Raw genomic sequence first — 23,885 nt, forward strand, 5'->3', positions numbered from 1 at the left:
GACATTCTCCTTTTTGAATCTAAGACCGAAACAAACCTGTAAATATATTTCATTAATTACCAAAATAGTAATTGGACCATAATTTCAACTTTTCATGTCAGGTTGTTTGCATGGCTAGTGCTCTCCGGTCCGTTAGAAAATAAAACCCCAGCTTTTACGCCAAATAAGGTCATTTGAGTCCGTTAGCCACACGTCGGCAGTTTTGCAGGTGCTGGGTTCGCGTTACATTCGCATTGGAAGATCCGGCTCGAACGATTAATTGCAAAATGTACAACTAGATTTCAACGATGAAGCAGGTTAACACGTTTTAATTGCATTTCCTGCAACAACATCCATACATTTCTGCCTGTCATGCGAATAGCACGGGTTTAATTGCATGATTTGCAATTAAACAAGCGCCTTGCTCCACTTTCCGATAAATAACTGGTAATTCCTTTGCCAGTGTAAGGCTTGGGTGTCAACAGAGCGTGATCGGAACATCAAGCTAAAGTCAAATATGTTAAATATCGTTAAAAACCACGCACGTCCGCCACAACCAATCTTAACGCGCAGGTATGGAAAGGTTTATTCCGGTATGCCGCGAAGCGCCGGTCCCATTCGCCGGTTTTAAGCTCTTCGGCCAGCCGTTGAACCAGCTTTTCCTCCGCCCCGGCCGGCAGGAATCCCCAGGACGACTGCGCCGCCCTTACCTCTTTCACCAAAAACGCTTCCGGCCGCCCGTAAAAAGCTTCCTGAAATCCGTCGATGCAGTCAAACGGGACCGGGACCGGCACGATTTCGCAGTCTCCTCCCAAGGCTTCGACAATGACGTCCTGCGCAGGCATCCGGCTTCGCTCGATTTCGATCAACTCCGGAAAATAATGCGCCAGCCAAATCCCGTCCATCGCGGCAGGGTCAAAAGTCATCACGACCGCCGTGTCCCGGGTCACCCGCCGCAGCTCCGCGAGTCCCCGGCGGACATCGGGCCAATGGTGGATGGTGACCATCGCCATGGAGGCATCGAAGGAGCGATCGTCAAACGGCAGGTTGTCCGCCCAGCCGATCACCGCCGGAGCTTTCCCCCGGGCCAGCCGCTGCTCGCGCATGACGCGGGAAGGCTCCACGGCAACGACATGCCGGTCCGCCGGCTCGTAAGAGCCCGCCCCGGCTCCTACGTTCAGGACGGTTTTGGCGTCGCCCAAAGCCCGGAGCACGTACTCCGCAATCCGCGGGTCCGTCCGCCGGTACCCGGAATAATCCCGACCATACTTGTCATAATCAAACGCCGGATTCAAAATTTCCATTGCTGTTCAGCTCCTTTGTCCGGAAAGGGTGTGTTCTTCCTTTTGAAGCCATTGTAGTTGAAAACGAATGATAAATATAATATATATTTATTAATTATCTATAGATTTGGTATATGAGTTGATAACGAAAGGGAGTGTCTCTATGAACCTGCACGCCCTGCGGCTATTTCACGTGATCGCATCCACGGGCAGCGTGACGCGCGCATCGGAGCTGTTAAACATCAGCCAGCCGGCGATCTCCGCACAGATCAAAAAGTTCGAAAAAGAGTTGTCCCTCCCCCTGCTGAAAGCGCAAGGAAGAGGGATCGCCCTGACGGACGGCGGCGCCAAACTGTACGCGTTAAGCGCGCGGCTGTTTGCCGTTGAGCAGCAAATTGAACGGTTTTTGCAGGATTATCAGGAGGGCGCAATCGGCCATCTTCGTATGGCGGCCACGTATTTGCCCGCCCATTTTCTCATCCCGACCTGGATCGCCAAGTTCAAGCAGCGGTTTGACCAGGTGGAGATGACGATCAACACGACGAATTCCAGCGATGCGCTGAAGCAGTTGCTGGGGGTGGAGGTGGATCTGGCGTTTTACGGCGGATTGGCGGAGGAATATCCGGAGACGATCCATTCAGAGGAGCTGTTCCGGGACGAGCTGTGGTTCGTTGTCGCTTCGGATCACCGTTACGCGGGCCGGCAGGTCAGCTTGGCGGAAATGGTCAAGGAGCCGTTCGTCATGCGGGAGACGGGCAGTTCCACACGGGAGCGTTTTTTGGCCTTATGCCGGACGTTTAACGCCCCTGCGCCGCGCATCGCCCTGCAGTTCAACGGGCTGAACGAAACCGTGCAAGCCGTGATCGCCGGGTACGGAGCCAGCTTTGTGTCGTCGCTGGTCGTCAGGGAGCAGGTGGAACGCGGCCGATTGTCCCGCGTGTTCGTGGAGGGACCTGAGCCGCAAAATATTTTTTCCGTCTGCACGCGCAAAAACGAGCCGTTGTCTCCTGCTGCGGAGGCATTTATCCGGCTCGTTCGGGAAAACCCGTATGGACAAAGATTGGATTTAGGAACCTAAGGTCCGTTTAGCGAATTCGACAAAAGCTTGCGCATCTTCCCAGGTATCGAACCCGGCCTGCGCCTGCTTGTCGCTGCCGCCGCCCTTGCCGTTAAAAGCCGGAAGATGCTCTTTAAAAAATACGCCGCAGGAAACCGCAGCTCCTCCGTTATGAGCCATCACCGCCTTGTTGTCCGCCGCGGTCGCAAGCAGCACGAGCGTGCCTGAATCTGCGGCTGCGGCGGTCAGCTTCGCCGCCAGGTTTTGCAGATCTTTTAAAGACTTGTCCGCAAAAACAAAAGCGATGATGCCGCCCTCCCGCCGCGATAACAGCTCCCGCGCCAAGTATTCGTCATTGAGGGCCTTCGCGTTGGCCAACTCCTGCTGCAGCTGCTTTTGCTCCTGCTCCCACTTTTCGATCCGCTCGGCAAGCCCTTCCCGGCCCGTTTTGAGTTTGCCGGTCAGCAGCCCCAAAATCCGCTGGTTTTCGTTGAATTCCGCCAGGGCGCGCAGACCACATTTGAAGTAGACCCGGATGTTGCCCTTCTGCTTCTCCGCCTTTAACAGCTTAATCATCCCGATTTCGCCTGTGGACGAGACATGCGTCCCCCCGCAGCCGTTATATTCCACGTCCTTCATCTCGACGATGCGGATGTTCTCCGTCACCTTCGGCCGTTTCACCAGGGGCAGCTTAGCGGCTTCCTCCCCGGTTACGAAATAGCTGATGATCTCGTGGTTCCGGTAAATATGCCGGTTTGCGGCCAGTTCGATGGCGGCTAGTTGTTCCGGTGTGAGCTCCGGACGCTCCACGTCGATCGTGCAGTAGTCGGCCCCCAGATGGAAGCTGACCGTCATCGCCCCGTAAAGCTCGCGGCAGACGGCGGACAGCAGATGCTGGCCGCTATGCTGCTGCATATGGTCAAACCTGCGCTCCCAGTTCACGGCGCAGCTCACGACCGTATCGTCAGGCAAGCGCTCCACTTTGTGCAGCACCTCGTCATTTTCGCTGATCACGTCAAGCACCGGAATACCCTGGATCGTTCCTTCGTCGTTCGGCTGCCCGCCCCCATGGGGATAAAAGGCGCTTTCCTCCAGGACGACATAATCCCCGTCCTCGCGCTTCAGTGTTCGGCTGACGCGCGTTTGCCACTCGATAAGATACGCAGATTCGAAATAAAGTCTTTTTGTCATATTTCATGTTCCTTCCCGTTCCAAGTACCATTACCATACAATTTTTCCCGCCTGCGGTAAAGGACAGGTCAGACCAGGAGAACAATCCGGCGTAAACCAATCCTAACGGACCCCAGCGCCGTTATTTCGGAGAAATCAACCATTTTAAAACGAGTAACGGACACCACAGACCTTATTCAGCGCTAATATGCAGGAATCCGACCATTTTCGGGCAAATAGCGGCTCTCCAGTCCGTTAAAAATGAAAACGCCGTCTTTTCAGACAAATAAGGTCGCCCTAGTCCGTTAGCCCCCGTGTGATCAACTGTCGCGCTTCAGGCTTACTCCGGTGTTCGGACCAACATCGGCAAATTAAACCGGGCCGTCCCTCATTACCCTTTTTAACCCCTCATATACTGTTACGGATGAAAACGGCTTAAGGAGGACCAAGGAATGGGTCATGTTATCGGCGATGTAGACCGGGAAATCGGCCGGTTGGCAGGCGAACTGGTCCGGCGGCAGGAGCCGGACGGGACCTGGCGGTTTTGCTTCGAGAATGGGACGGCTCTGGATGTGAGCGTGATCGTGCTCTTTCGCTCACTGAACGCGGGCAGCGAAGAACTGATCCGTTCACTGCACGACCGCATCCTCGCCGCGCAGCAGCCCGAAGGCTGCTGGCGATGGTATGAAGACGAGCGGGAAGGGAACCTGTCGGCGACGGTAGAGGCCTACTATGCGCTGCTGTGTTCCGGGTACAGCCGGCCGGAGGACGAACCGATCCGCCGGGCCAGACGGTACATTCAAGCCGCCGGCGGGACCGGGAGGGCGACCGGCCTGCTCACGAAAGCACTGCTCGCCGCCACGGGGCAGCGCAAATGGCCCCTTTCGCTCTCCTCCATTCCGATTGAAATTCTGCTCCTGCCGCCCTCTTTTCCGGTCAGTTTTTTTGATTTTTCCGGGTATTCGCGGGTTCATCTGGTGCCGCTGCTGATCATGGCCGGCCGGAACTTCTCCCTGAAAACGCCACTCACTCCGGATTTAAGCGATTTGTATGCCGGCCGCACCTGGGACGAGGAGGTCATTTCCCGGGAAAACCGGGATCTGCTCACCCAGATCCAAGCCGGGATCAACCGGCTGATCGGCCCCCCGCAGCACATCCGCCATGCCGCCGTGAAGAGGGCCGAACAGTATATGCTGGAGCGGATCGAGGCCGACGGCACCCTGTACACGTATGCCAGCAGCACGGTGTTGATGGTGTTCGCCCTGCTTGCCCTCGGATATGACCGGCGGCACCCGGTCATCACACATGCCGTTGACGGCTTGTCGGCGATGCGCTGCAGCGCGGGCGGTACAGGCGGCAGAACCACGATCCAGAACTCCCCTTCCACCGTCTGGGATACCGCACTGATCGCTTACGCCCTGCAGGAATCCGGGCTTAGCGGCGATCACGCCGCAATCCGGAAGGCCGCCGCCTATCTTCGTTCCCGGCAGCACCGCAAAGCCGGAGACTGGCAAATTCACAATCCCGGTGTCGCGCCTGGGGGCTGGGGGTTCTCGGACACCAACACGATCATTCCCGACGTCGACGATTCAACGGCCGCGCTGCGGGCGATCCACAGCCTGACCGAACGGGAACCGGCCTACCTCGAACCGTGGAATCGCGGGCTCAACTGGGTTCTCTCCATGCAAAACGACGACGGCGGCTGGCCGGCTTTCGAAAAAAACACGAACAAAGAAATACTCACCTGGCTCGCGATCGACGGAGCCAAAGCGGCGGCCATCGATCCTTCGGAAGCGGATCTTACCGGAAGGGCGCTGGAGTTTTTGGGGAATTTCGCGCGGTTGGACACCCGCCATGAGTTCATCCGGCGCGGAGCCGATTGGCTGATCCGCCATCAGGAAGCGGACGGATCATGGTACGGCCACTGGGGAGTTTGCTATATCTACGGGACCTGGGCCGCGCTTACAGGTTTAAAAGCAGCCAAACTGGCTTCGGATCACGAAGCCGTTGCCCAAGGCGCCCGCTGGCTGTTAAGCATCCGCAATCCGGACGGCGGTTGGGGCGAATCCTGCCGCAGCGACCAGGAGGAGCGGTATGTGCCGCTTCGCGCAAGCACGCCTTCGCAAACGGCTTGGGCGCTGGATGCACTGATCGCTGTGCACGACCGGCCCACGGCCGAGATCGACCAGGGAATCGCCAGGCTGATCGCGATGCTGCATGAAGACGGCTGGACCGCCTCTTATCCGACCGGCGCCGGGCTGCCCGGGCATTTTTACGTGCATTACCATAGCTACCGCTACATTTGGCCGCTGCTGGCGCTCGGGCATTACCGGAATAAGTATGGAGGCGAGTAACGCGAAGCAACGTCCCGCCGCTCCAGATGAAAATGGAGCCGGGACGTTGTTTGCCTACCGGATTGCTTTGCCTTTGCTGATTTCGGCGATGCTGATATGAGGGTTCGCGTATCTGCCTTTCTTTTCGGTGCTTTTTCCATATTGAACGGCTTGGGCGGGACAATAATGGATACACGCCAAACATTGCGTGCAGTTCTGTCCCCACTCCGGCCTTTCACCTACTTGAATGTTGCCGCTCCTACGGCCTCGTTTTTCCGCAGATCGTATTCATAACTTGCCGCTGCCGACCGCTGCAGCGATGGAAATCAGTTCTTCCCCCTGATGGCTCGCGATCGCTTTTGCCGCGTACAGGGAGTTGCCCGTTCCGGTAAAATAAAATATCATCGGATCACCCTCTTTTCGTTCCGTCGCAGGAACTTGTGTCGTTAGTTATTTCTGCGCCCAGTAAAGCGCGTCTTCCACCGATTTAAGATACGCTTTGGAGGTGATCGTCGCTCCGCTGACCGTGTCCACTTGCAATGACTGCGAGGCGATCACCTTGCCGTACAAGTCGCCGGTAAAATCCGGCGGGCGGTTTTCTTTGTGCATCAGTAGCTTGATATCCGTCACCTTGCCCGAGGACACCGTAACCTGAACCCGGTTGGCTCTCCATTTGTACTTGCCGCCCTCGTATGTCCCCACATACGTGCCGTCTTTCAGATTTTTAAAATCCACGGCATGGATGGGGAGGTTTTTTCCTTCGCGCCGTTCCCCCTCCGTAAAGAGCAGCGCTCCGCCGGCACTTGCCCCAAGCAGCAGCACCACTGCGATGATCCACATTTTCATCTTCCCTTTCCTTTTCGTTTTGGCCGCTTTCCGGTTCATGCAAATTTCCCCCTCCCTTGGATTTAAACGATGATCATTGCCTTCGTCCCCTCTTCGGTCCGGAAGCGGTCCCTTAGACCCGGCGTCACGTAAACCTGCAGATTGCCGTCGACTAAAATGGCTTCGGCTCCGGGGAAACTTTCCAAAATCCCCAGTCCTTTTTCCAAGCCGGCCACAAACAATGCCGTCGACAAAGCATCGGCCGCCGCGGCGCTGTCCGCCACGATCGTGGTGCTGAGCAGGCCTGATTCCGAGGGATATCCGATGGTAGGATCCAGGATATGGTGACGCCGTTTTCCCGAGCCATCAACAAAATACCTCTGATCGTCGCCCGATGTAACCACCGCCTTGTCTACGACAGAAACTGCGCCGATTAAGCGATTTTCCCACCGCGGATGCCGGATGCCCACGCGCCATGGGGAACCGTCCGGTTTGCCGCCCAATACGGCCACATTCCCGCCGAGATTAGTAAACGCCGATGAGACACCGAAGCTCCTGAACAGATAGGTAAACTTGTCGCTGGCATACCCTTTGCCGATCGCTCCCAGATCGATAGACTGGCCAGGTTGCCTAAGACCGGCCGTTTTGGCGGCGGGATCCAGGAGTACATCGGCATAATTTACCAAGGGAAGCACCTGCCTGATCCTATCCTCATCCGGAACCGCGGCAGTATGTTGAACATTCCACAGCTTAACCAACGGGCCGATCGTCACATCGAAAGTTCCATGACAGCAGGCGGAAAAATGGGCGGCCAGCGCCAGCACTTCAAAAGCATCCGGGCCAAGCGTTACCTCCTTCCTGCCCGCGAACCTGTTGATTCCGCAGATCTCGCTCTCGGGCACGAAGCGGCTTAACAGCCGCTCCAAGCGTTTGGCCTCGGCTTCGACCGCCCTGAGCGCTTTTTCCGCATGTTTGCCAAAGGCCCTGTGGCATATCTCCGTTCCCATCCCTAAGCTTATGGACTCCGCCGCCGCTGATTTGCCCATTGCGATCTCCTCCTATTTTCGCTAAGCAAATATATTCGGCATTTTCGAAAGTTATGAATGAACATTTTTGAATTCATTCATTTGAAGACAAGAGCCGCTTATGCAGCTCCCCGCTTCTTCCTGCTGCTTAAGGACGAGGGGTTAGGCCCTTCATGATAAACTCCGTCATGTAGTCCAGCAACTGCGGGAAATAGGCCAGCCCGATTTCCTCCTTATGCGTCTCGATGTTGATCAATGCCGCAAACATGGCCATAATCATTTCACTATCGATATCATCGCGCATTTTCCCTTCCGCTTGCCACCGCTTCACCAGCTCGGCCGAGCTGCCGTAGACGAAATCGACGGCATCGATGCCGTTTTCTTCGCGGAACAGTTTCTCGATTTTGCCGAACACCTCGCGGTTGTACCATTCCTTCAAAATCGGATTGGACTTCATACCGCTAAGATTCATCGCCAGAAATCCTTGAATTATCTTCAAAGGCTCCTCATTCGGCTCAACGGACGCCATGATGCTTGTTTTGAGCTTCACGTTTTCCGCCAAAAATATTTCCATAAACAGCTTTTCTTTCGAGGGGTAATAGTTGTAAAACGTGCCTACGCTAACCCCGGCCTTCTTGGTAATGTCTGCTACATTGGTGTCTTTGAATCCTTTGGCGCTAAACAACTCTTTCCCACATTGATATATCTGGGTTTTCTTGTCTTCCACTTGGCTACCTCCGGTAATCGCTATAATGAATGAATATTTTTTTGTTCATTCATATTGTAGTTTAGCTTCCGTTTTCTGTCAATACGGATCCTAATCCATCAGTGATTCTGTCGTTGGCAGCCTGGCCCAGGCGGTTTTATTTCATAAACCAGCGGATCACGTACATGATCAAAGAGAACACAACGCTGATCAAAATGCAGGTGACGATCGGAAAATAAAACTTGAAGTTGCCCCGATCGATCACGATATCGCCGGGAAGCCGGCCCAATTGGATAAACCGGCCGAGGAACAGCCAGACAAGCCCAATGACAATCAGGACAACGCCGGAAACGATGAGGATTTTCGGAAAGTTGCTCATGACGCAAATCACCCTCCCATTCGCTAAAATCCTATTTTCCCCTTATGATACAAACCGCAGAGGGCAAACGCAAATGAATCATAGTCCACTTGCCATAAGCATAGATATCGAATAGCAGTGCAACGCCTAAGCAAAATTAGAAAGGCAGGGAACAGCCATGGCGGTCTCCAATATGGATTTCACTTCGCCAACCGCGCAATTTACGTATGACGTCAACCATAACACCTCTTTCAAAAAGGACGAACGTAATTACATTAACGAACTATCCATCAGAAATTTAAATACGCTCGGCAATATGTCGATGCTGGACACCTATTTGGACAAAGGCAACGCCATCGAACCCCACCACCATCCAAACGCCTCGGAGCTTGTATATTGCATTGCCGGCGAGGTCGTCGTCTCGATCATCAATCCGTTTACGAAAGAGCTTCGGCATTATCCGAACCGGCCCGGCCAGGTGACCAGCATCCCCCGGGGGTGGTGGCATTATGACACCGCTACCGTGGACGGGACGCATTTTTTGGCCATTTTCGACGCGCCAGTCCCGGAAATCATTCCCGTCTCCGATATGCTCCGGCTCACGCCACCCGAGGCTCTCGCCCACATGTACTGCCTCGATCCTGCTAAAGTCAAAGAGGCGTTTGCGCCGCTGAACCAAACCGTGATCATCGGGCCGCCAACTGGCTCCCCGAGAGAAAATCAGGACGCCTGTTACCAAACGCAAAATCCGCAGCCCAATACCACAGCCCATGCCAGCCACCCGCCCTACAACCAAGGCTACGGTCTTCGCCCGTACCAGCAAAGCGACGGCAATCCCCGGCGGCCGCAGGTCATCGGAAACGGCTGGGCTCATCTGTACCACGACGGGCCTTAAAGAATCGGCCAGGAGGACTCCACTATTAACAGCAAGGGACGTCCCGTAAGTCGTCTAATGGCTTGGGGGCGCCCCTTATTCGTCAAATTTAAAGAGTTACCGATACTTTCCGTTGGCTGCGAGTGCGAGATTTCCCCCCAAATGCAAAAGTGCATGCGATTCTCGTCGAATTTACTCGAAACAGTTGGCTCAACTGCAAATGTGCAGTTCATTATCCGGCCAAAAGACTCTTTTTTATCGAACAGTCTCTAATGAGATGTACTTTTTCACTTGATCAGCCGTTTTGGGGCGTTTTGGTGAAATTCAACTGCACTTTTGCAGTTCGTCCTTCCGGAGTTGGCCCTGCTCCAACAATAAACGGGGCACGAAGCTCACGGCGAGCGCTCGCGAGGGCTCATTTTGCACAGTACTTAGTAGAATGATCCGGAAATAAATGGCTTATCTGGGACAGGGGCCATGGATCGCTTTGTTCTATATTAGTCTTGTCCTCAATATCGTCCCCATAAAATAGAGGAACTTTATGGTCTTATTTTTCGAATTTGAGCCTATTCCTCACCATAGAGGAACTTTATGGTCTTATTTTTCGATGAACAGGTCGAAGGCGGCCTCTCGCTACTAAATCGTGAAAATAGCGCCATAAAATTCCTCTATTTCACGCAACATGGGGGATATCGCTGAAATAGCACCCTTTTTTCCCCTTATGTTGTCACCCGAGATTTTCAATAGGCTAATTTTGCCGTTTTCTCAAGTCTTCACTTGCCATCATGTTAACGTTTTTTCCAGAATCGTCTACTAAAACCGCATGACCGGCAAAGTTAACTTAGCGATAATCCGATCCGGCTTTTCTTTCTCCCCCAAGCGATGCTTACAGAGGCAGCCACAAGGCCTAACCCGATCAAAAGCCCTCCCAGCCAGGGATGGTAGTATAGCGTTCCCGCCGATTCGAGCACGAGGCCTCCCCCACCTGCGCCAAGCGCCAGCCCCAAGTGGGTGATGGAGGTGTTGATGCTTAACACCAGATTGGAGGACTGCGGTGCCCGCGCGATAAAATAGCTTTGAATCGCCGTTCCTGTGGCAAACATGGCCAACACCATCAAGGAAAGGAACACAATCCCCGGGATCGTCCGGCCCGTCCACAAAGGCAACATCGAAATGGTCACCGCATGGATCGCCAGACCGGCGAGGAGCACGCGGGAGGCTCCCCAGCGGTCGATGCAGTAACCGCCCAGACGCGATCCGATAGCCCCGACAATACCTAGTAAGAGCATGATGAAACTGCTGTAAGAAGCAGGTAAGGCAAAGATATTTTGCATAAAAGGAATGACGTACGTAAACAGCAGATTATTGCCCGACTCTCTGAACAACGTAATCAGCAGTCCGCTGAAGATGACCGCGCTGCCGAGAACTTTAAACTGCCGGAAAAAAGGAACCGCCGCATCCCCTTCCATCGGTGGAACCAACTTGTTAATCAAGTACGCCACCCCTATGCTAAGCAAGGCCAGGATCAGGAAAATCGCCCGCCAGTTCAGCCATTCGGCAATGGCCATGCCAATTGGAATTCCCAAAATCATCGCACTGCTGAAGCCGAGGACGACAGTGCCGATCGCGCTGCCGATTTTGTCCGGGGGGACGATTTTAGCGGCTGCACCAAACACGACGACAAGAAAGACACCTGAACTCATGCCCAAAATAACTCGGGAAATCATCAAAACGGTCATATTTGGGCTCATCCATGCCGCCAGGCAGCCGGCGATAAATACCGCCAGCGAGGCCAGCAGCATGTGTTTACGGCTGAGCCGCGAGGTTAGCGATATGATCATCGGGGTACCGATGGCGAAAGACAGTGAGTAAACCGTAACCAATTGTCCGGCTAACGCCAGCGAAACGCCCAAATCTTCGGATATCGTACCGATGATCCCCGAAACGATCAGCTCCGAGGTCGCCGTAAGAAATACGCCGATGGTCAACACGTAAACCGCAAGCTTTAGTTTATTCATGTTAAATTTCCCTCCTCACATCTTCTTGATTGCATTATAATGAGGTTACATACGATATGTAAGAAGGCAAAGCTTTTGGATATTATCCAATTATTTTGACTAACTATATTTAAGTAAGTTCGAGGAGGAAGAAAAATGGAACAGCAACAAAAAGGAACCGAGGACCTTTCCGACATCTGCTCCGTACTGCAAATCCTCGGAGCCAAGTGGTCTTTTCTGATCATCGCCGAGCTGTCCAAAGGCCCGCGGCGCTTTCAGCAGCTCCACCGCGATTTGAAGATCGTCCGTACGCAATCGTTAACCGATGCGCTGCGGCATTTGGAGAAAAGCGGCATCGTCCGCCGTGAGGTTTTTCCCACCGTCCCGGTTACGGTCGAATATTCGCTGACGCCAAAAGGCCTGGACTTTCAAAGCTCGCTTAAGGAAATGGAAAAATGGGCGGCCAGGTGGAAAAATTGACCTCTTTTTATTTCACCATCGCCAACGCAAGGCCGTCATAAGCCGGCAGCAGCGTGCTGATCAACCGCTCGTCCCGGGCGATCATCTCGTTGAATCTGCGCATCGCCTGTACCGAAGGCCCGTTTTTCTCCTCATTGAGGGTACGCCCCCGCAGCAAAATGTTGTCCCCGGCAATGAGCGCGCCCGGCTTGGCCAGTTTTATCGCATATTCGAGGTACGCCGGGTAGTTTTCTTTGTCCGCATCGATGAAAAAGAAATCGAACCGCTCCCCCCGGGTTTCCAGCGTCGCCAGGCTGTCCAGCGCGGGGCCGATCATGTACTCGGCCAGGCTGCCGAATCCGGCGGTTTCCAAATTCCGCCGCGCCAATCCGGCGTTCTCCTCTTTCAGCTCCAGCGACACGAGCCGCCCGTCCGCCGGCAGTCCCCGGGCCAGACAGATCCCGCTGTAGCCGCCAAGGGCGCCGATCTCCAGCACCGCTTCGGCTCCCGCCAGCTTGACGAGCAAAGTCAAAAGCCGGCCATACCCCGGCGCGATCGACACATCCCTCAACCCGCTATCCAAAATAGACCGCGTCACCCGCTCCAGCACCTCATCCTTGGCATATAGTTCGTCCCCGTATTGTTCCGGCGTCAACATCGCAATCATCTACATCCTTTCGTTCGCTTCCATATGTATATGGCTTAGATCGCTTCGGTACGTTTTTTCGCATCGCGATCCAAAGAACCGTTTGTAACTTGACAAGCATTGGCCTATACTGAATTGTATGGTTTTTACGCAGTTCTCACAAGTATAATGCCGAAGCTGGAGTGATCTACAGGAATGTCTGGACCTTTGCAACTGATCGCGACCGCCCCGATGGGGCTGGAAGCCGTGGTGGCGCGCGAATTGAAAGAATTGGGATACGAAGATACGGCGGTCGAAAACGGCCGCGTCCATTTTACCGGCGAGCTGATCGATATTTGCCGCTGTAATTTGTGGCTGCGGACGTCCGACCGGATTTTGATCAAGATGGGCGAATTTACCGCCATGACTTTCGACGAGCTGTTTGAAGGCACCAAAGCGCTGCCTTGGCAGGAGTGGATTCCCGCGAACGGGGAATTCCCGGTGGAAGGCCGGTCGCACAAGTCGCAGCTCAGCAGCGTCCCTGCCTGCCAGGGAATCGTCAAAAAAGCGGTCGTCGAAAAGCTTAAGCTGTCGCACTCTACCGAATGGTTTCAGGAGACAGGCCCGCGTTATGTCATCGAAGTCAATCTATTGAACGACAAGGCGCTGCTCACGCTCGATACGACCGGGCCGGCGCTGCACAAGCGGGGCTACCGCAAGCATGCTACGGAGGCGCCGCTAAAGGAAACGATGGCCGCCGCCCTGATTTTGCTCAGCCGCTGGAACCAAAATCCGGCGCGGCCGTTCTACGATCCTTGCTGCGGCTCGGGCACGCTGCCGATCGAAGCGGCGATGATCGGCTGGAACCTGGCGCCTGGACTGCGCCGGACGTTTAATGCCGAAAGCTGGCCGGCCGTGCCGGAACGTTTATGGCAAGAGGCCCGGGAAGAGGCCTTTGACGCAGTGCGGGACGACATCCCGCTGAACATCGCCGGCAGTGACATCGACCCGGCGGCGATCGAAATCGCCAAAGCCGCCGCCAAAAGCGCCGGATTGGCAAAGGAGATCAGGTTCGAATGCCTTCCCGCCGTCAAAATCCAACCGCAGGGCGAGTACGGCTGCATGATTACGAATCCGCCTTACGGCGAACGGATCGGAGAGGAAAAAGAAGTGCGGAAGCTGACCGCCCAGCTCGGCCGAATCATGGCCGGACTGCCTACCTGGTCCTTTTTCGCGCTGACGCCAACCATGCAATTCGAGCATGATTTTCAGCGCAAAGCGGACAAACGCCGCAAGCTGTACAACGGCCGCATCGAATGCCAATATTTGCAGTTCCTCGGGCCCCTTCCTCCACGCCACTAAACGTGGAAGAAGGGCTTTCCCTTTTCAAAGGTAGTGGTGCTGAAAAGCTGACTTTTTGAACGAGTAAGTTAAGGAAAGGAGTTTTTTTGAACATGCTGCGTTTTGCCGGGGATCGCGGGTTTGCCAAACGGATAAATTGGCTGCTGCGGTACCGTCCGTTTGGATATATTTTGTTTGTGTTTGCGATCTTCATGAAGCTTAAGATGCTGCACAGCCAACTGCACGCCCTCTATATCGACATGAACCTGCTCGACGACCTGATTGCCATCGGTTCGGTGATGCTTGTCTCGTTCTGGACGCTGTGGCTGCCACCGCGCGGCAAGTCAATCGCTCTTGCCGTGCTGAACGTACTGCTCACCGCGCTGATTTTTTCCGATCTCGTATATTACCGCTATTTCAGGGATTTCATTACGGTGCCGGTCTTGCTGCAGGCCGGGCAGGTCGGGGAGCTTGGCGGCAGCATCCGGTCGCTGATTTATCCGCACGACCTGTGGCTGATCGCGGATTGGGGAGCGTGGCTGGCACTTAAGCTGGGGATGATGGCGCTGAAGAAAGGATTCGGACGCAGGGGACAAGGACAAGACGAACCGGTGGTCCAACAGGCAGACCGGCTGGCGGATGGCGGTGCAGGCTTCTTGTCGGGGGCCGCCCGGCGCCAAGAAGGACGGCGCCGCCTGCTGGGGCGTTTCTCCGCCGGCGTCATCGTCTTTGCGGTCGGCTTCGTCCTCGCCGTGGCACCGATCCGCCATTACGCCAAAACATGGGCGGGCGGCCTGTTTGAAAACAACTGGTGGAACGTATCGCTTTACAATGTGACCGGCCTGTTGGGATTTCATTTTTACGACGCATCGCAATACGTTAAGGAGCGGCTGGGCGGAACGGACACCGTGTCCGCGCAGGAACAGACGGAGATTAAGCGTTGGTTTGATGAAGCCCAAAGCCGCCGTGCAGTGCAAAACGAAACGTTCGGCGCTTATGCGGGCAGTAACGTCATCGTGATTCAAGCCGAAGCGTTCATGAATTTCATGATCGGCAAACAAATTGGCGGACAAGAGATTACGCCCCATTTCAACCGGTTGCTGGAGGACAGCCTTTATTATCCGAAATATTATCACCAGACCGGGCAGGGGCGTACCTCCGATGCGGACTTTTCTTCACACAGCTCGCTGCATCCGCTGCCGGTCGGCTCGGTGGCCATGCGTTATCCGAACCATACGTATGATGTCCTGCCGCAGATATTGAAGGAACAAGGAGGATACACGGCGGAGGCTTTTCACGCTTACGAAGGCAGCTTTTGGAACCGCAACAATATGTACCAGGCGATGGGCTACGACCGTTTTTTCAGCAAAAAAGACTTTACGATGAACGAACCGCTCGGTTGGTCCTTGGGCGACAAATCGTTTTTCCGCCAGTCGCTGGCCCGGATGGCGCAGGAGAAGCAGCCCTTTTATAACTTTCTCATCACCTTGTCCAGCCATCATCCGTATACGCTGCCGGCCGACAAGAAAGAACTGGACACCGGGGAGTTCGAGGGCACGATGTTCGGCGATTATCTGCAGTCCGTCCACTACGTGGACGCCGCCCTGGGCGAACTGGTTGAGGGACTTAAACAAGCGGGGTTATGGGACAATACGATCCTGTATTTCTACGGAGATCATGACAATTCGCTTACGGACAAAGCGGATTACGAGCGGTTTCTCGGCAGGTCTCTGTCCGAACTGGACATGCATCAAATGATGAATCAGGTGCCGCTGCTGATCCATCTGCCGGACGGCAAATTAAGCGGCACCGATAAGCGGCCTGCCGGACAACTGGATATGGCCCCGTCGCTGCTTCATCTGTTGGGCATTTCTTCGGCGCCATATTACATGATGGGCAACAATTTGTTCGCCGGCGCCGAAACGGAACGACTGGTCGTGCTGCGTTCGGGAGCTTTCACCGATGACGAGCTGTATTACATCCCGTCGGCCGACAACCGCTTTGAAAACGGGCAATGCTACGATTTGGAGACCCGGTCGCCCACCGATATCGAGCGCTGCCGCGCTCCTTACGAAGAAGCGCAGACAAGGCTGCGCATCTCCGACACGATCATCACCGGCAACCTGATCGCTGAATTTAGAAAGGAAAATTAGGATGACGACGGTTTGTTAAACCTGCTTTTCTGCTGGGCAATATCGTGTGTTGTGTATAGCGGATGACGGTACCTGCCTTTGGTCATAGACCTGGTTTTGCGGATTTGGATGGCTTGGCGCGGACAGTAATTGATGCAGGCGAAGCAAAAATAACATTCCGTCTCTTCTTTCCAAACCGGCCTGCCGTCCTGCTGCTCAATTTTCCCGGACAAGCATACTTTCGAACACAGGCCGCATCCGCTACAACGGTCGTCGGCATAAAAATTTTTGTCCGTGTGCAAATAGTTCGTTTTGCGCAAGACGACCGACAAAGCCGGAAAAATCAGCCTTTTTCTCCAAAACGACTTTTCCGAGTCCGGCGCGTGCACTTCTTCCCTGTTCTTGATGGCTGTTTTTATCGGTTCCAGCTTGACCAGCGCTTCCGCGCACAACCTCTCTATGAGCGCCTGATCAGGCGTATCCGCGATATGGCAAAAATTGTTGGGCATATCGATAAACCAGCGCGCGTTCAGAACCTTTCCTTTTTTCCGAAGCTGACGGTTCATATCAAGAAATACATTGCAGGGAGAGCCTCCCCGCGTGGCTATGGCAAAAAGATAGGAGGCCTCCTCCAGGTTTATTTTCTCCAAAAAATGCTTAACCGGTGCTGGCATCGTAAACGCGTGAACCGGAAAAACGAAACCTACGGCATCAGCCTTAATATGAAAGTCCGACCATTGGATTACCGGTACAACGGTTGCTTCGGGAAACGATTTGTGCAGCTCCTGAGCGATATAAAGGGAGTTGCCTGTTCCCGAAAAATAAAAAATCTGCATGCTCATCAGACCGCCGTATACCCCCCATCCACCATCAGGCTGGTTCCTGTAATGAATGAGGCGTCGTCACTGGCCAGAAACAGAACCGCTTTGGCGATCTCCTCAGCCGTGCCCAATCGGCCTGCAGGGTGCAAACCTGAAATCTCATAAAATCATTCCTCCATTTAATCTAACTAGTTATTTATATTTAAGACGAAAAGAACGCCAAGCTCCCTGAACTACAGGACACTTGGCTCCATTACGCCGTAAATAACGAATTTTGCAATCTGTTCTCTAAACTGTTCCTGCGTCATCGGCGGCATACGGTCATCCGGAAAAATCTCGCTAACTCTGCGGTACGATTGAAGAAATGGGATTACCGTATTCATCAGAATCATTGGCACCATCACCGGTTCCATATCCCGCCTGATAATTCCATTCTTCTTCGCCGCCAAAGTCAACTTATACAATCGGGGAAAATCATCATCCGGATTGTAGGCGATTTTCTTCCATGTCTTCCAGTTCTCAGCAGCTTCCCAGGCGAATATTTTTAAATAACGGGGATTGTCCGTCAATAGCTGATAGGAAAAGTCGATCACCTGTTCAAGCAGCCGCCGGAACTTGTCCGGGTCCGAAGCGGTTGTCTCATCCTTAAGCAAGTCCCCAACCTGCTCTTCCGACATTTTGTTTCCGAACAGATCGGCCCGCTTGACCACCTCAGTATAAAGTCCCAGCTTATCTTTAAAATACTGATAAATAAGACTCTTATTATAACCTGAAGCATCGGCGATCGCATCGATTCGCGTAGCGGAATAGCCATGTTCCGCAAACAGTCCTTCCGCCGCGTCAAGAATGATCGCTTTAGTGCGGGCGGCATCGTAAGTCCTCTTCTTTCTGTCGGTCATGATCATCTTCTCCACAAAAAATAACTAACTGTTTAGATTTTAATGTGAAATCAAAAACGTGTCAAGCAATAACCTTTGTGGCTCTTCGCACGTTGCCGGCGGGCATGGTATAGTTATTTACACCGGAATTATATAGCCGATAGTTGAGGGAGATGCCAGTGACTATGTACAACAAGCTAACAGCCTATTGCTTATCGAAAAAAGGAGCCGTCCAGGAATATCCCTTTGGTCCGGACCCGTTGGTCATGAAGGTGGGAGGGAAAATATTCGCCCTGATCTCCGTCCCGGGAAACGAATCCGCAGTACAGATTTCCTTAAAATGCGATCCGGTGATCGCCGCCAATCTAAGGGAGCAGCATAAGTGCGTTCAGCCCGGCTACCATTTGAACAAGCAGCACTGGAACACGGTGACCGCTGATGGCAGCCTGCCGATCGACGATCTGCAAGCGATGATCGATCATTCCTATGATCTGGTGCTCAAGGGGCTGACGAAGGCGGCTCGCGAGGCGGTCCTAATGAGAATTGAGGGGGACCGCGCCGGCGAATCTTGAACCTGTGAAAAAATGAAACGGCCGGGCAACTGCCCGGCTTAGCGCTGTAACTGTTCCCGCAAAAAAGCGTAAACCTTCAAGCGGTGCTCGTCAGGCCCTTCCTCATGGCCCATAAATGGATAGAGGAGGAGTTCCTTGCCCGGCGCGGGATTGCGGTTGTATGCCGCGGCGATCGTCTCCGGCCAGCAGATCATGTCTTTGAAGCCCGCCGAATACAGCACGGGGACATTGATTTTTTCGGCCAGGTTCAGATTATCGAAATAGCTTAGCGTTGTCAGCACCCGCTCCAGATCACCCGGGTTTCTGGCCAGAAACTCGGCGATTTCCGCTACCGAACCGGTCGAATTCATCAAGGCGAACTCCAGATGGCACAGATTGGGGACATTGGCCACAGCCACGCGCGGGACGTCGCTCAAAGCCGCCATCTGCAGGGCCAGGCCGCCCCCTTGACTCGTTCCGTACACCCCGATCCGCTGCGGATCGATCTCCGGCTGCGCCTTGACCCATTCTAGCGCCTTCCAGGCGTCGATCGTCATCGCTTTGGCGTAAAATTGCTCCGGCTCCAGGATGCCCTGGGTCATCCACCCTTTCACGATGCCTTGGCCGGAGGTCAGCCGGTTCCCCGTCTCCCCGGTCTGCCCCCGCGTATCGACGGCAAAAACGGCGTATCCCATCAGCAGCCAAGCGGCGTAATTTTCCGGAAGCCCCCGATGGCACTGGTAGCCTTGATAGATCACGAGGCAGGGATGCTTTTTCCCATCCCCGTCCCCGTTCGGCATCAAAAACCAGCCGTGCAGCGGGGTATCGTCGAATCCTTCAAACGTCACATGATCGGCCGTTATCCCCTGCATCATCGTTTCCGTGCGCTCCCGGCGCCCGTTCAAAGGTTTGGACGCAAACCGTTCCAGCGTCCGGCTCCAGAACCCGTCAAAATCCTCTCCCGCCGTACGTTCGGCCCGGTACCTCGCCACTTCCGCAATGCGCTCCTGAATCGCTCCCATGTCATTCTCCTTATTTTTCATATATTACTGAAAACACGCTTGAGTCCATTCTATCCTTCCGTCCGGAATACATCAAACCGCTTATTCTAGGATAAGTTGCCGGATCACCCAGCAACAAGTCGGGAGCTAGGAGAAATAGCGGTAATTTGGGGCGTTATTTCGGTGATGGGACTACTCTATTATAATATAACGACATTTTGTGGCGTTATTTCACAGCGCAAGCGGTGTAACCACCATTGACGGCCCTTCTCAAGGAAAATAAGGACAAAAATGTCCGCTATCGAGGCAAAATTCGTTGGATCGCTTTGAGTAGCGGACTTTTTTACCGTTAAATTGGGCTCAACCTCAAAATCGGCACTTGTTAATACATAGATTTGCGATGCATATTAATTCTATGTATAATGATTGGTATGAAAATGGAAGGGGGCGCCAAAATTGAAAGTAAATAAGGAACTGCTTAAGGGAAGCACAGGCATGCTGATCCTGACGCTGCTGGACAAGCAGGACCTGTATGGTTACCAGTTGATCAAAGAGCTGGAGCGTATGTCGGAAGGCACGTTTGCCTTGAAGGAAGGCACACTTTACCCGATTCTTCACGGCATGGAGACCGAACGCTGGCTGGAAGCCTATTGGGAAGAAGCCGAGGGGCGAAAACGCAAGTATTACCGGATCACGGATAACGGCAGACGGCAGCTTCAGGAAAAGAAGCAGGAATGGCAGTTGTTCCGGGGGGCCGTCGATCGGGTGCTCGGGGAGGGACCGGCATGAGAAATTTGCATCCGCTTTTGCAGGAGTATGCTAAACAGGTGTGCAGGCAAGTAAAGGCGCGAGAGCTGCGCCAAGAAATAAGCGAGGAGATAGCCGGCCATTTGGACGAGCTTTGGGAATCCTTACGCGCCCAAGGCTTGGATGACGAAGCGGCCGCCCGGCAGGCCATCGCCCAGATGGGAGATACAGATGCGGTCGCGCAAGGGTTGAACCGTGTGCACAAGCCGCGCGTCCCATGGGCCATGCTGTCCGTCTTGACGCTGCTGCTGGGGATTGCGCTGCTATCCATGTATGCTGTGCAGCTTAGTTATGATGCCGGAAGCAGTCGTATGTCAGGTATCTCCTTATTCCCCAATCAAGCAGTCTATATGGCGGTAGGATTGGCGGTTTTGTTCACGTTAAGCCGGATTCATTATCGAGATCTCCGCAATTATTCTTGGGCGATTTACGGAACAGCGATCGTGATGTTGCTGGGGGCACATCTATTGGGCGAACAGGTTAACGGTGCAAGTTATTGGGTTATAGCGGCGCTTGGGTTTAATTTGAATTTCAACGTATTCTGCCCCTATCTCTTTACCATCGCGGCGGCAGGCGTTCTCTCCCGGGGATATGAAAACGGGCGGACCGCTTTAAGGCAGCTCGTCGTTTTCGGCATCATCCCGCTGCTTATGTTTGCGTCGATTCCATCCTTCGTTAACCTGGTACTCTACGCTGTTACCTTCGCCTTAATGTTGTGCTTTTCCGGGTATGGACGGCGCTGGGTTATGGCGTACCTTTCCCTGGTCACGGCGATTTTTCTTTTGCCGGCGCTGCTTAGCGATCGCGGCCAGGCGCGGCTAATCACCTTTTTATGGCGCTATCGGGACGCCGACGGTTCGGGATACACTTATACGAAAATTGATGAGGCTATTCGTTCAGCAGGATGGCGGGGGCATGGCTTCGGCTTGCAAATGGACTGGTTACCCTACATTCATACGGATCACATATTTACATATCTTGTTTACAGTTTAGGTTGGATGTTCGGCGCCTTCGTTTTGTTCAGCTTTCTGTTTTTCATTTTCCATTTGATGAAGGCAGGTTTGGCCATAAAAGAATCCTACGGTAAAATTCTCATCACCGGCCTCGGAGCTTTATTCGCCGTCCAATTCGTCTGGAGCATCGGCATGTCGCTGGGGGTTTTACCGATCTCCGACGTGTCGTTCCCCTTGATCAGCTACGGAGGAAGCGGAATGTTGGCGCAGCTGGCGGCCATCGGACTCATCTACAGCGTATACCGGCGGAAGGATATGATGCGTGTAAGGTGACAGGAAACGCTCGCGCTTGAGATCCGTGAGCAGTTCCCAGCGCGCGGTGTTGCGCTCGATGCTACAATTTGAGGTTGATGTAACGATATGAGGGTAATGTAACGATATGAGGACAATGCGACAATTGGGGAATGTTACGACATTTCATGAAATGCAAAAGTGCAGGCGATTAGGGGCAATCCTCCCCGATAATGACCGATCAAATGCAAAAGTGCAGCTCATTAGGGACTGTTCGATAAAAAAGAGTGCTCTGACTGAAAATGAACTGCATTTTTGCAGTTGAACCACCCGTTTCGAGGAATTTCGACGAAAACCGCATGCACTTTTGCACTTGGTGTAGTTGGTTCACTTAGCCCACTTGGCGCACTTGGCGCACTTGGCGCACTTAGCGCACTTGGCGCACTTAGCCCACTTGGCGCACTTGGCGCACTTAGCGCACTTAGCGCACTTGGCGCACTTAGCCCACTTGGCGCACTTGGCGCACTTGGCGCACTTAGCGCACTTGGCGCACTTAGCCCACTTGGCGCAGATGACCCAGCTGGCGCGGTTGAGCCAGCCCTAAAAAACCGCCGGAGCCTAATCCCCGGCGGTAATCCCTTGGCCGCGTCTCTCGGCCTGATTTCCAGGCAGCTCTTAACCGGCTGCCTGTTATAGTTTCGGTTTTTTCACGAACGGTGCGGCTTTAGCCAGCACTTCCTCTTCCGTTGGCGCGCTGATGTACCGGCCGTTGATATATACGAACGCTCTTTTGCCGCAAGGACCGCAATACGATTTGCAGCCGACCTTGATCTCAGCGTCCGGCGCGAGCTTCTGCAGTTTCGGTACAAACGTCTTCATGCGGATATGATTGCATTTATCGCAAATCCGAATATCGTTAGCCATGCTTGGTCCCTTCTTTACTGATGCTTTGCCTTAGTGATCTCCGTGGTTGCCTTTGGACGGATTGGTGATGACAAAACCTTCCTCCGGAAAATACAAGTAATCGATCTTCACGCCATCAAGCAGCGGGTCCGTACCTTCAACGAGCACGTCGATCTCTTTATCCGTCTTTACGATTTGCCCCTTCTCGTCCGGTTTCACCAGATCCAGGCCATAGTGGGCATGGTCGCCATGCGAGTGGGTGATGAACACTTTAAGCACCAGGCCTTGGTTTTCTTCCTTTTCCAATTCTGTTTTTATCACTTTCGCCGCGTTGCGGGTAATTTTCACGTTCATACGATCTCTCCTATCCTCAAATGGCTTGCCTAACATTCCTATTGTAAAGAAACCCGGCAAAACAAGCAAGGCCGTCTGCTAAAAATCCTTATTGCACCACCAATGTTCCATCAAATCAGATCTGACAAGATACATTTCTAACCACGTAACTATTTTAACGGTTGCCACAGCCGCTATTTGCTTCAAAAACGCCAATTTCAAACTCTAACGGTTGCCAACGCGCTTATTTCACTTAAAACTGGCTAATTTCACCTGGATCAAAGCAAATAACGGCGCTCACAACCGTTAAAATTTAGAAAAGGTCTTTTTTCGTAAAATAGCAGCTGTTACGACCGTTAGATTTCAAGGCGGCCAATAGATAGGATCAATTCGTAATCAATTCGAAATCAACCGAAAAAAGCCCGCCTGGCTTACACCAGGCGCGGCCAAGCTAAACTCCCGGATACTTGCGCTCGACCCGGGTGACGAACCAATTCATCAGCAGCAGCGTCACGGCCATATCATCGATCGGGATGAACGGCATCACATCCGGCAGAAACCAATACAATAGCGCCGGTGCGACCAGCAGCAGCTTGTCGGTGAACGGCACATTCCCGGAGGTCAGGAGCGGCAGAGTGCGGCGAAAAATATGGGACCAATGCCGAAGCGATAGAATTTTCGTCCATCTCATATGACTTCACCCTTCTCTTTGAATCCCTATTTCCTACTATATAGTTTATCCCAAATCGTTGATTTCAGCATCCGGAACCCAATCGACGCAAAAATTTATAACTCGATGACTTCGATGACCGGCGGATGTCTTAACGTATTGCTGATCGTGCAAACCCGTTCCACATTGGCAATCAATTTGTTCTTGTAGTCCACTTCCAAGATATATGGCAGCTTCAATTCAACGTGAAAACGAGTAAACCGGCTTTTGACGCCCGGCTCCTTCAAAGCCGAAACCTCCACCTCGATCTGGGACGGGTCTACGGTTATTTCATCACGTTCCAGCAAATTCCGCAATGTGATTGAAATGCACAGCCCCAGCGAAGCCTCAAGCAATTCCTTGGGGTTCAGGCCGGTTTGATCAGGTCCGGGCGCACCGATCAATTGAAACCCTGCCCCGTTGTAAATTTCATTTCGCTTGTTGGCGAATTTGATTGTTGTCATGGAATAAATG

The 23,885-nt window shown here is 53.4% G+C and carries 24 protein-coding genes and 1 pseudogene; 9 read left to right on the forward strand and 16 right to left on the reverse strand.

All coding sequences use genetic code 11. The features are described 5' to 3' along the window. Positions 1-509 precede the first annotated feature (509 nt). Positions 510-1,283, reverse strand: coding sequence for a class I SAM-dependent methyltransferase (locus ACLD72_RS26635; protein ID WP_411003187.1), 774 nt, complete (start codon positions 1,281-1,283; stop codon positions 510-512). A gap of 142 nt (positions 1,284-1,425) precedes the next feature. Here ACLD72_RS26635 and ACLD72_RS26640 point away from each other — a divergent pair, with 142 nt between their 5' ends. Next, the gene (locus ACLD72_RS26640) at positions 1,426-2,340 is read left to right on the forward strand and encodes a LysR substrate-binding domain-containing protein (RefSeq protein ID WP_411003188.1); all 915 of its coding nucleotides are present in this window, start codon (positions 1,426-1,428) and stop codon (positions 2,338-2,340) included. Here ACLD72_RS26640 and ACLD72_RS26645 read toward each other — a convergent pair. Further along, positions 2,329-3,510, reverse strand: a complete 1,182-nt coding sequence (locus tag ACLD72_RS26645) for an alanyl-tRNA editing protein (protein WP_411003189.1) — start codon at positions 3,508-3,510, stop codon at positions 2,329-2,331. The two genes, ACLD72_RS26640 and ACLD72_RS26645, sit on opposite strands and share 12 nt — an antisense overlap. Positions 3,511-3,941: 431 nt before the next feature. Between ACLD72_RS26645 and ACLD72_RS26650 the strand changes: the two genes are divergently transcribed. Continuing rightward, the gene (locus ACLD72_RS26650; RefSeq protein ID WP_411003190.1) at positions 3,942-5,843 is read left to right on the forward strand and encodes a prenyltransferase/squalene oxidase repeat-containing protein; all 1,902 of its coding nucleotides are present in this window, start codon (positions 3,942-3,944) and stop codon (positions 5,841-5,843) included. 429 nt (positions 5,844-6,272) lie between these two features. Here the strand turns inward: ACLD72_RS26650 and ACLD72_RS26655 are convergent, their stop codons facing one another. The 4 genes from ACLD72_RS26655 to ACLD72_RS26670 all read right to left on the reverse strand — a co-directional run bounded on the left by ACLD72_RS26655 (position 6,273) and on the right by ACLD72_RS26670 (position 8,757). Next, positions 6,273-6,707, reverse strand: a complete 435-nt coding sequence (locus ACLD72_RS26655; RefSeq protein WP_411003191.1) for an FMN-binding protein — start codon at positions 6,705-6,707, stop codon at positions 6,273-6,275. 23 nt (positions 6,708-6,730) lie between these two features. Beyond that, entirely contained in the window at positions 6,731-7,693 is a 963-nt protein-coding gene (locus tag ACLD72_RS26660; RefSeq protein ID WP_411003192.1) for an FAD:protein FMN transferase, read from the reverse strand. Between the two features lie 127 nt (positions 7,694-7,820). Further along, positions 7,821-8,399: a TetR/AcrR family transcriptional regulator gene (locus tag ACLD72_RS26665; RefSeq protein ID WP_411003193.1), complete on the reverse strand. Its 579-nt coding sequence runs from the start codon at positions 8,397-8,399 to the stop codon at positions 7,821-7,823. A 136-nt stretch (positions 8,400-8,535) separates the two neighbouring features. After that, entirely contained in the window at positions 8,536-8,757 is a 222-nt protein-coding gene (locus ACLD72_RS26670) for a DUF2905 domain-containing protein (RefSeq protein ID WP_411003194.1), read from the reverse strand. Positions 8,758-8,914: 157 nt separating this feature from the next. Here ACLD72_RS26670 and ACLD72_RS26675 point away from each other — a divergent pair, with 157 nt between their 5' ends. Further along, the gene (locus ACLD72_RS26675; RefSeq protein WP_411003195.1) at positions 8,915-9,631 is read left to right on the forward strand and encodes a cupin domain-containing protein; all 717 of its coding nucleotides are present in this window, start codon (positions 8,915-8,917) and stop codon (positions 9,629-9,631) included. 815 nt (positions 9,632-10,446) lie between these two features. Here ACLD72_RS26675 and ACLD72_RS26680 read toward each other — a convergent pair. Beyond that, the gene (locus ACLD72_RS26680; RefSeq protein WP_411003196.1) at positions 10,447-11,628 is read right to left on the reverse strand and encodes an MFS transporter; all 1,182 of its coding nucleotides are present in this window, start codon (positions 11,626-11,628) and stop codon (positions 10,447-10,449) included. Between the two features lie 135 nt (positions 11,629-11,763). Between ACLD72_RS26680 and ACLD72_RS26685 the strand changes: the two genes are divergently transcribed. Further along, positions 11,764-12,087, forward strand: coding sequence for a winged helix-turn-helix transcriptional regulator (locus ACLD72_RS26685; RefSeq protein ID WP_411003197.1), 324 nt, complete (start codon positions 11,764-11,766; stop codon positions 12,085-12,087). Between the two features lie 7 nt (positions 12,088-12,094). Here the strand turns inward: ACLD72_RS26685 and ACLD72_RS26690 are convergent, their stop codons facing one another. Next, the gene (locus ACLD72_RS26690) at positions 12,095-12,724 is read right to left on the reverse strand and encodes an O-methyltransferase (RefSeq protein ID WP_411003240.1); all 630 of its coding nucleotides are present in this window, start codon (positions 12,722-12,724) and stop codon (positions 12,095-12,097) included. A gap of 183 nt (positions 12,725-12,907) precedes the next feature. Here ACLD72_RS26690 and ACLD72_RS26695 point away from each other — a divergent pair, with 183 nt between their 5' ends. Together ACLD72_RS26695 and ACLD72_RS26700 are read left to right on the forward strand one after the other, a co-directional pair. Next, positions 12,908-14,053 (forward strand): class I SAM-dependent RNA methyltransferase, encoded by a 1,146-nt coding sequence (locus ACLD72_RS26695; protein WP_411003198.1) that lies wholly within the window; start codon positions 12,908-12,910, stop codon positions 14,051-14,053. A 92-nt stretch (positions 14,054-14,145) separates the two neighbouring features. Further along, positions 14,146-16,185 carry an LTA synthase family protein gene (locus ACLD72_RS26700; RefSeq protein WP_458476239.1) on the forward strand — a complete coding sequence of 680 codons (2,040 nt, stop codon included), beginning with the start codon at positions 14,146-14,148 and terminating at the stop codon, positions 16,183-16,185. On the opposite strand, the gene ACLD72_RS26705 is transcribed toward ACLD72_RS26700, so the two are convergent. From ACLD72_RS26705 to ACLD72_RS26715, 3 genes and pseudogenes are all read right to left on the reverse strand, one after another. Further along, positions 16,182-17,006: an EFR1 family ferrodoxin gene (locus ACLD72_RS26705; protein WP_411003199.1), complete on the reverse strand. Its 825-nt coding sequence runs from the start codon at positions 17,004-17,006 to the stop codon at positions 16,182-16,184. The genes ACLD72_RS26700 and ACLD72_RS26705 overlap by 4 nt on opposite strands. Beyond that, a pseudogene (locus ACLD72_RS26710) lies at positions 17,006-17,143 on the reverse strand (SDR family oxidoreductase); the annotation flags it as partial. The gene ACLD72_RS26705 and the pseudogene ACLD72_RS26710, both read right to left, overlap by 1 nt. Before the next feature lie 75 nt (positions 17,144-17,218). Further along, positions 17,219-17,884 carry a TetR/AcrR family transcriptional regulator gene (locus tag ACLD72_RS26715; RefSeq protein ID WP_411003200.1) on the reverse strand — a complete coding sequence of 222 codons (666 nt, stop codon included), beginning with the start codon at positions 17,882-17,884 and terminating at the stop codon, positions 17,219-17,221. A gap of 164 nt (positions 17,885-18,048) precedes the next feature. Here ACLD72_RS26715 and ACLD72_RS26720 point away from each other — a divergent pair, with 164 nt between their 5' ends. Beyond that, a complete protein-coding gene (locus ACLD72_RS26720; protein WP_411003242.1) occupies positions 18,049-18,435 on the forward strand; it encodes an MmcQ/YjbR family DNA-binding protein in 387 nt (128 codons plus the stop codon). A gap of 38 nt (positions 18,436-18,473) precedes the next feature. Here ACLD72_RS26720 and ACLD72_RS26725 read toward each other — a convergent pair whose 3' ends face one another. Continuing rightward, positions 18,474-19,457 carry an acetylxylan esterase gene (locus tag ACLD72_RS26725; protein WP_458476240.1) on the reverse strand — a complete coding sequence of 328 codons (984 nt, stop codon included), beginning with the start codon at positions 19,455-19,457 and terminating at the stop codon, positions 18,474-18,476. Between the two features lie 414 nt (positions 19,458-19,871). Between ACLD72_RS26725 and ACLD72_RS26730 the strand changes: the two genes are divergently transcribed. Continuing rightward, a complete protein-coding gene (locus ACLD72_RS26730; protein WP_251596988.1) occupies positions 19,872-20,204 on the forward strand; it encodes a PadR family transcriptional regulator in 333 nt (110 codons plus the stop codon). Continuing rightward, positions 20,201-21,508 carry an FtsW/RodA/SpoVE family cell cycle protein gene (locus ACLD72_RS26735; RefSeq protein WP_411003202.1) on the forward strand — a complete coding sequence of 436 codons (1,308 nt, stop codon included), beginning with the start codon at positions 20,201-20,203 and terminating at the stop codon, positions 21,506-21,508. The genes ACLD72_RS26730 and ACLD72_RS26735 overlap by 4 nt, the downstream gene beginning before the upstream one ends. Before the next feature lie 648 nt (positions 21,509-22,156). On the opposite strand, the gene ACLD72_RS26740 is transcribed toward ACLD72_RS26735, so the two are convergent. The 4 genes from ACLD72_RS26740 to ACLD72_RS26755 all read right to left on the reverse strand — a co-directional run bounded on the left by ACLD72_RS26740 (position 22,157) and on the right by ACLD72_RS26755 (position 23,875). Continuing rightward, positions 22,157-22,390 (reverse strand): YuzB family protein, encoded by a 234-nt coding sequence (locus ACLD72_RS26740; RefSeq protein ID WP_155621056.1) that lies wholly within the window; start codon positions 22,388-22,390, stop codon positions 22,157-22,159. A 30-nt stretch (positions 22,391-22,420) separates the two neighbouring features. Beyond that, the gene (locus ACLD72_RS26745) at positions 22,421-22,723 is read right to left on the reverse strand and encodes an iron-sulfur cluster assembly accessory protein (protein WP_411003204.1); all 303 of its coding nucleotides are present in this window, start codon (positions 22,721-22,723) and stop codon (positions 22,421-22,423) included. Positions 22,724-23,153: 430 nt separating this feature from the next. Beyond that, positions 23,154-23,393 (reverse strand): hypothetical protein, encoded by a 240-nt coding sequence (locus tag ACLD72_RS26750; protein WP_411003205.1) that lies wholly within the window; start codon positions 23,391-23,393, stop codon positions 23,154-23,156. 95 nt (positions 23,394-23,488) lie between these two features. Beyond that, the gene (locus tag ACLD72_RS26755) at positions 23,489-23,875 is read right to left on the reverse strand and encodes an OsmC family protein (protein ID WP_411003206.1); all 387 of its coding nucleotides are present in this window, start codon (positions 23,873-23,875) and stop codon (positions 23,489-23,491) included. Positions 23,876-23,885: the final 10 nt, after the last annotated feature.

Source organism: Paenibacillus lacisediminis (assembly GCF_046567315.2).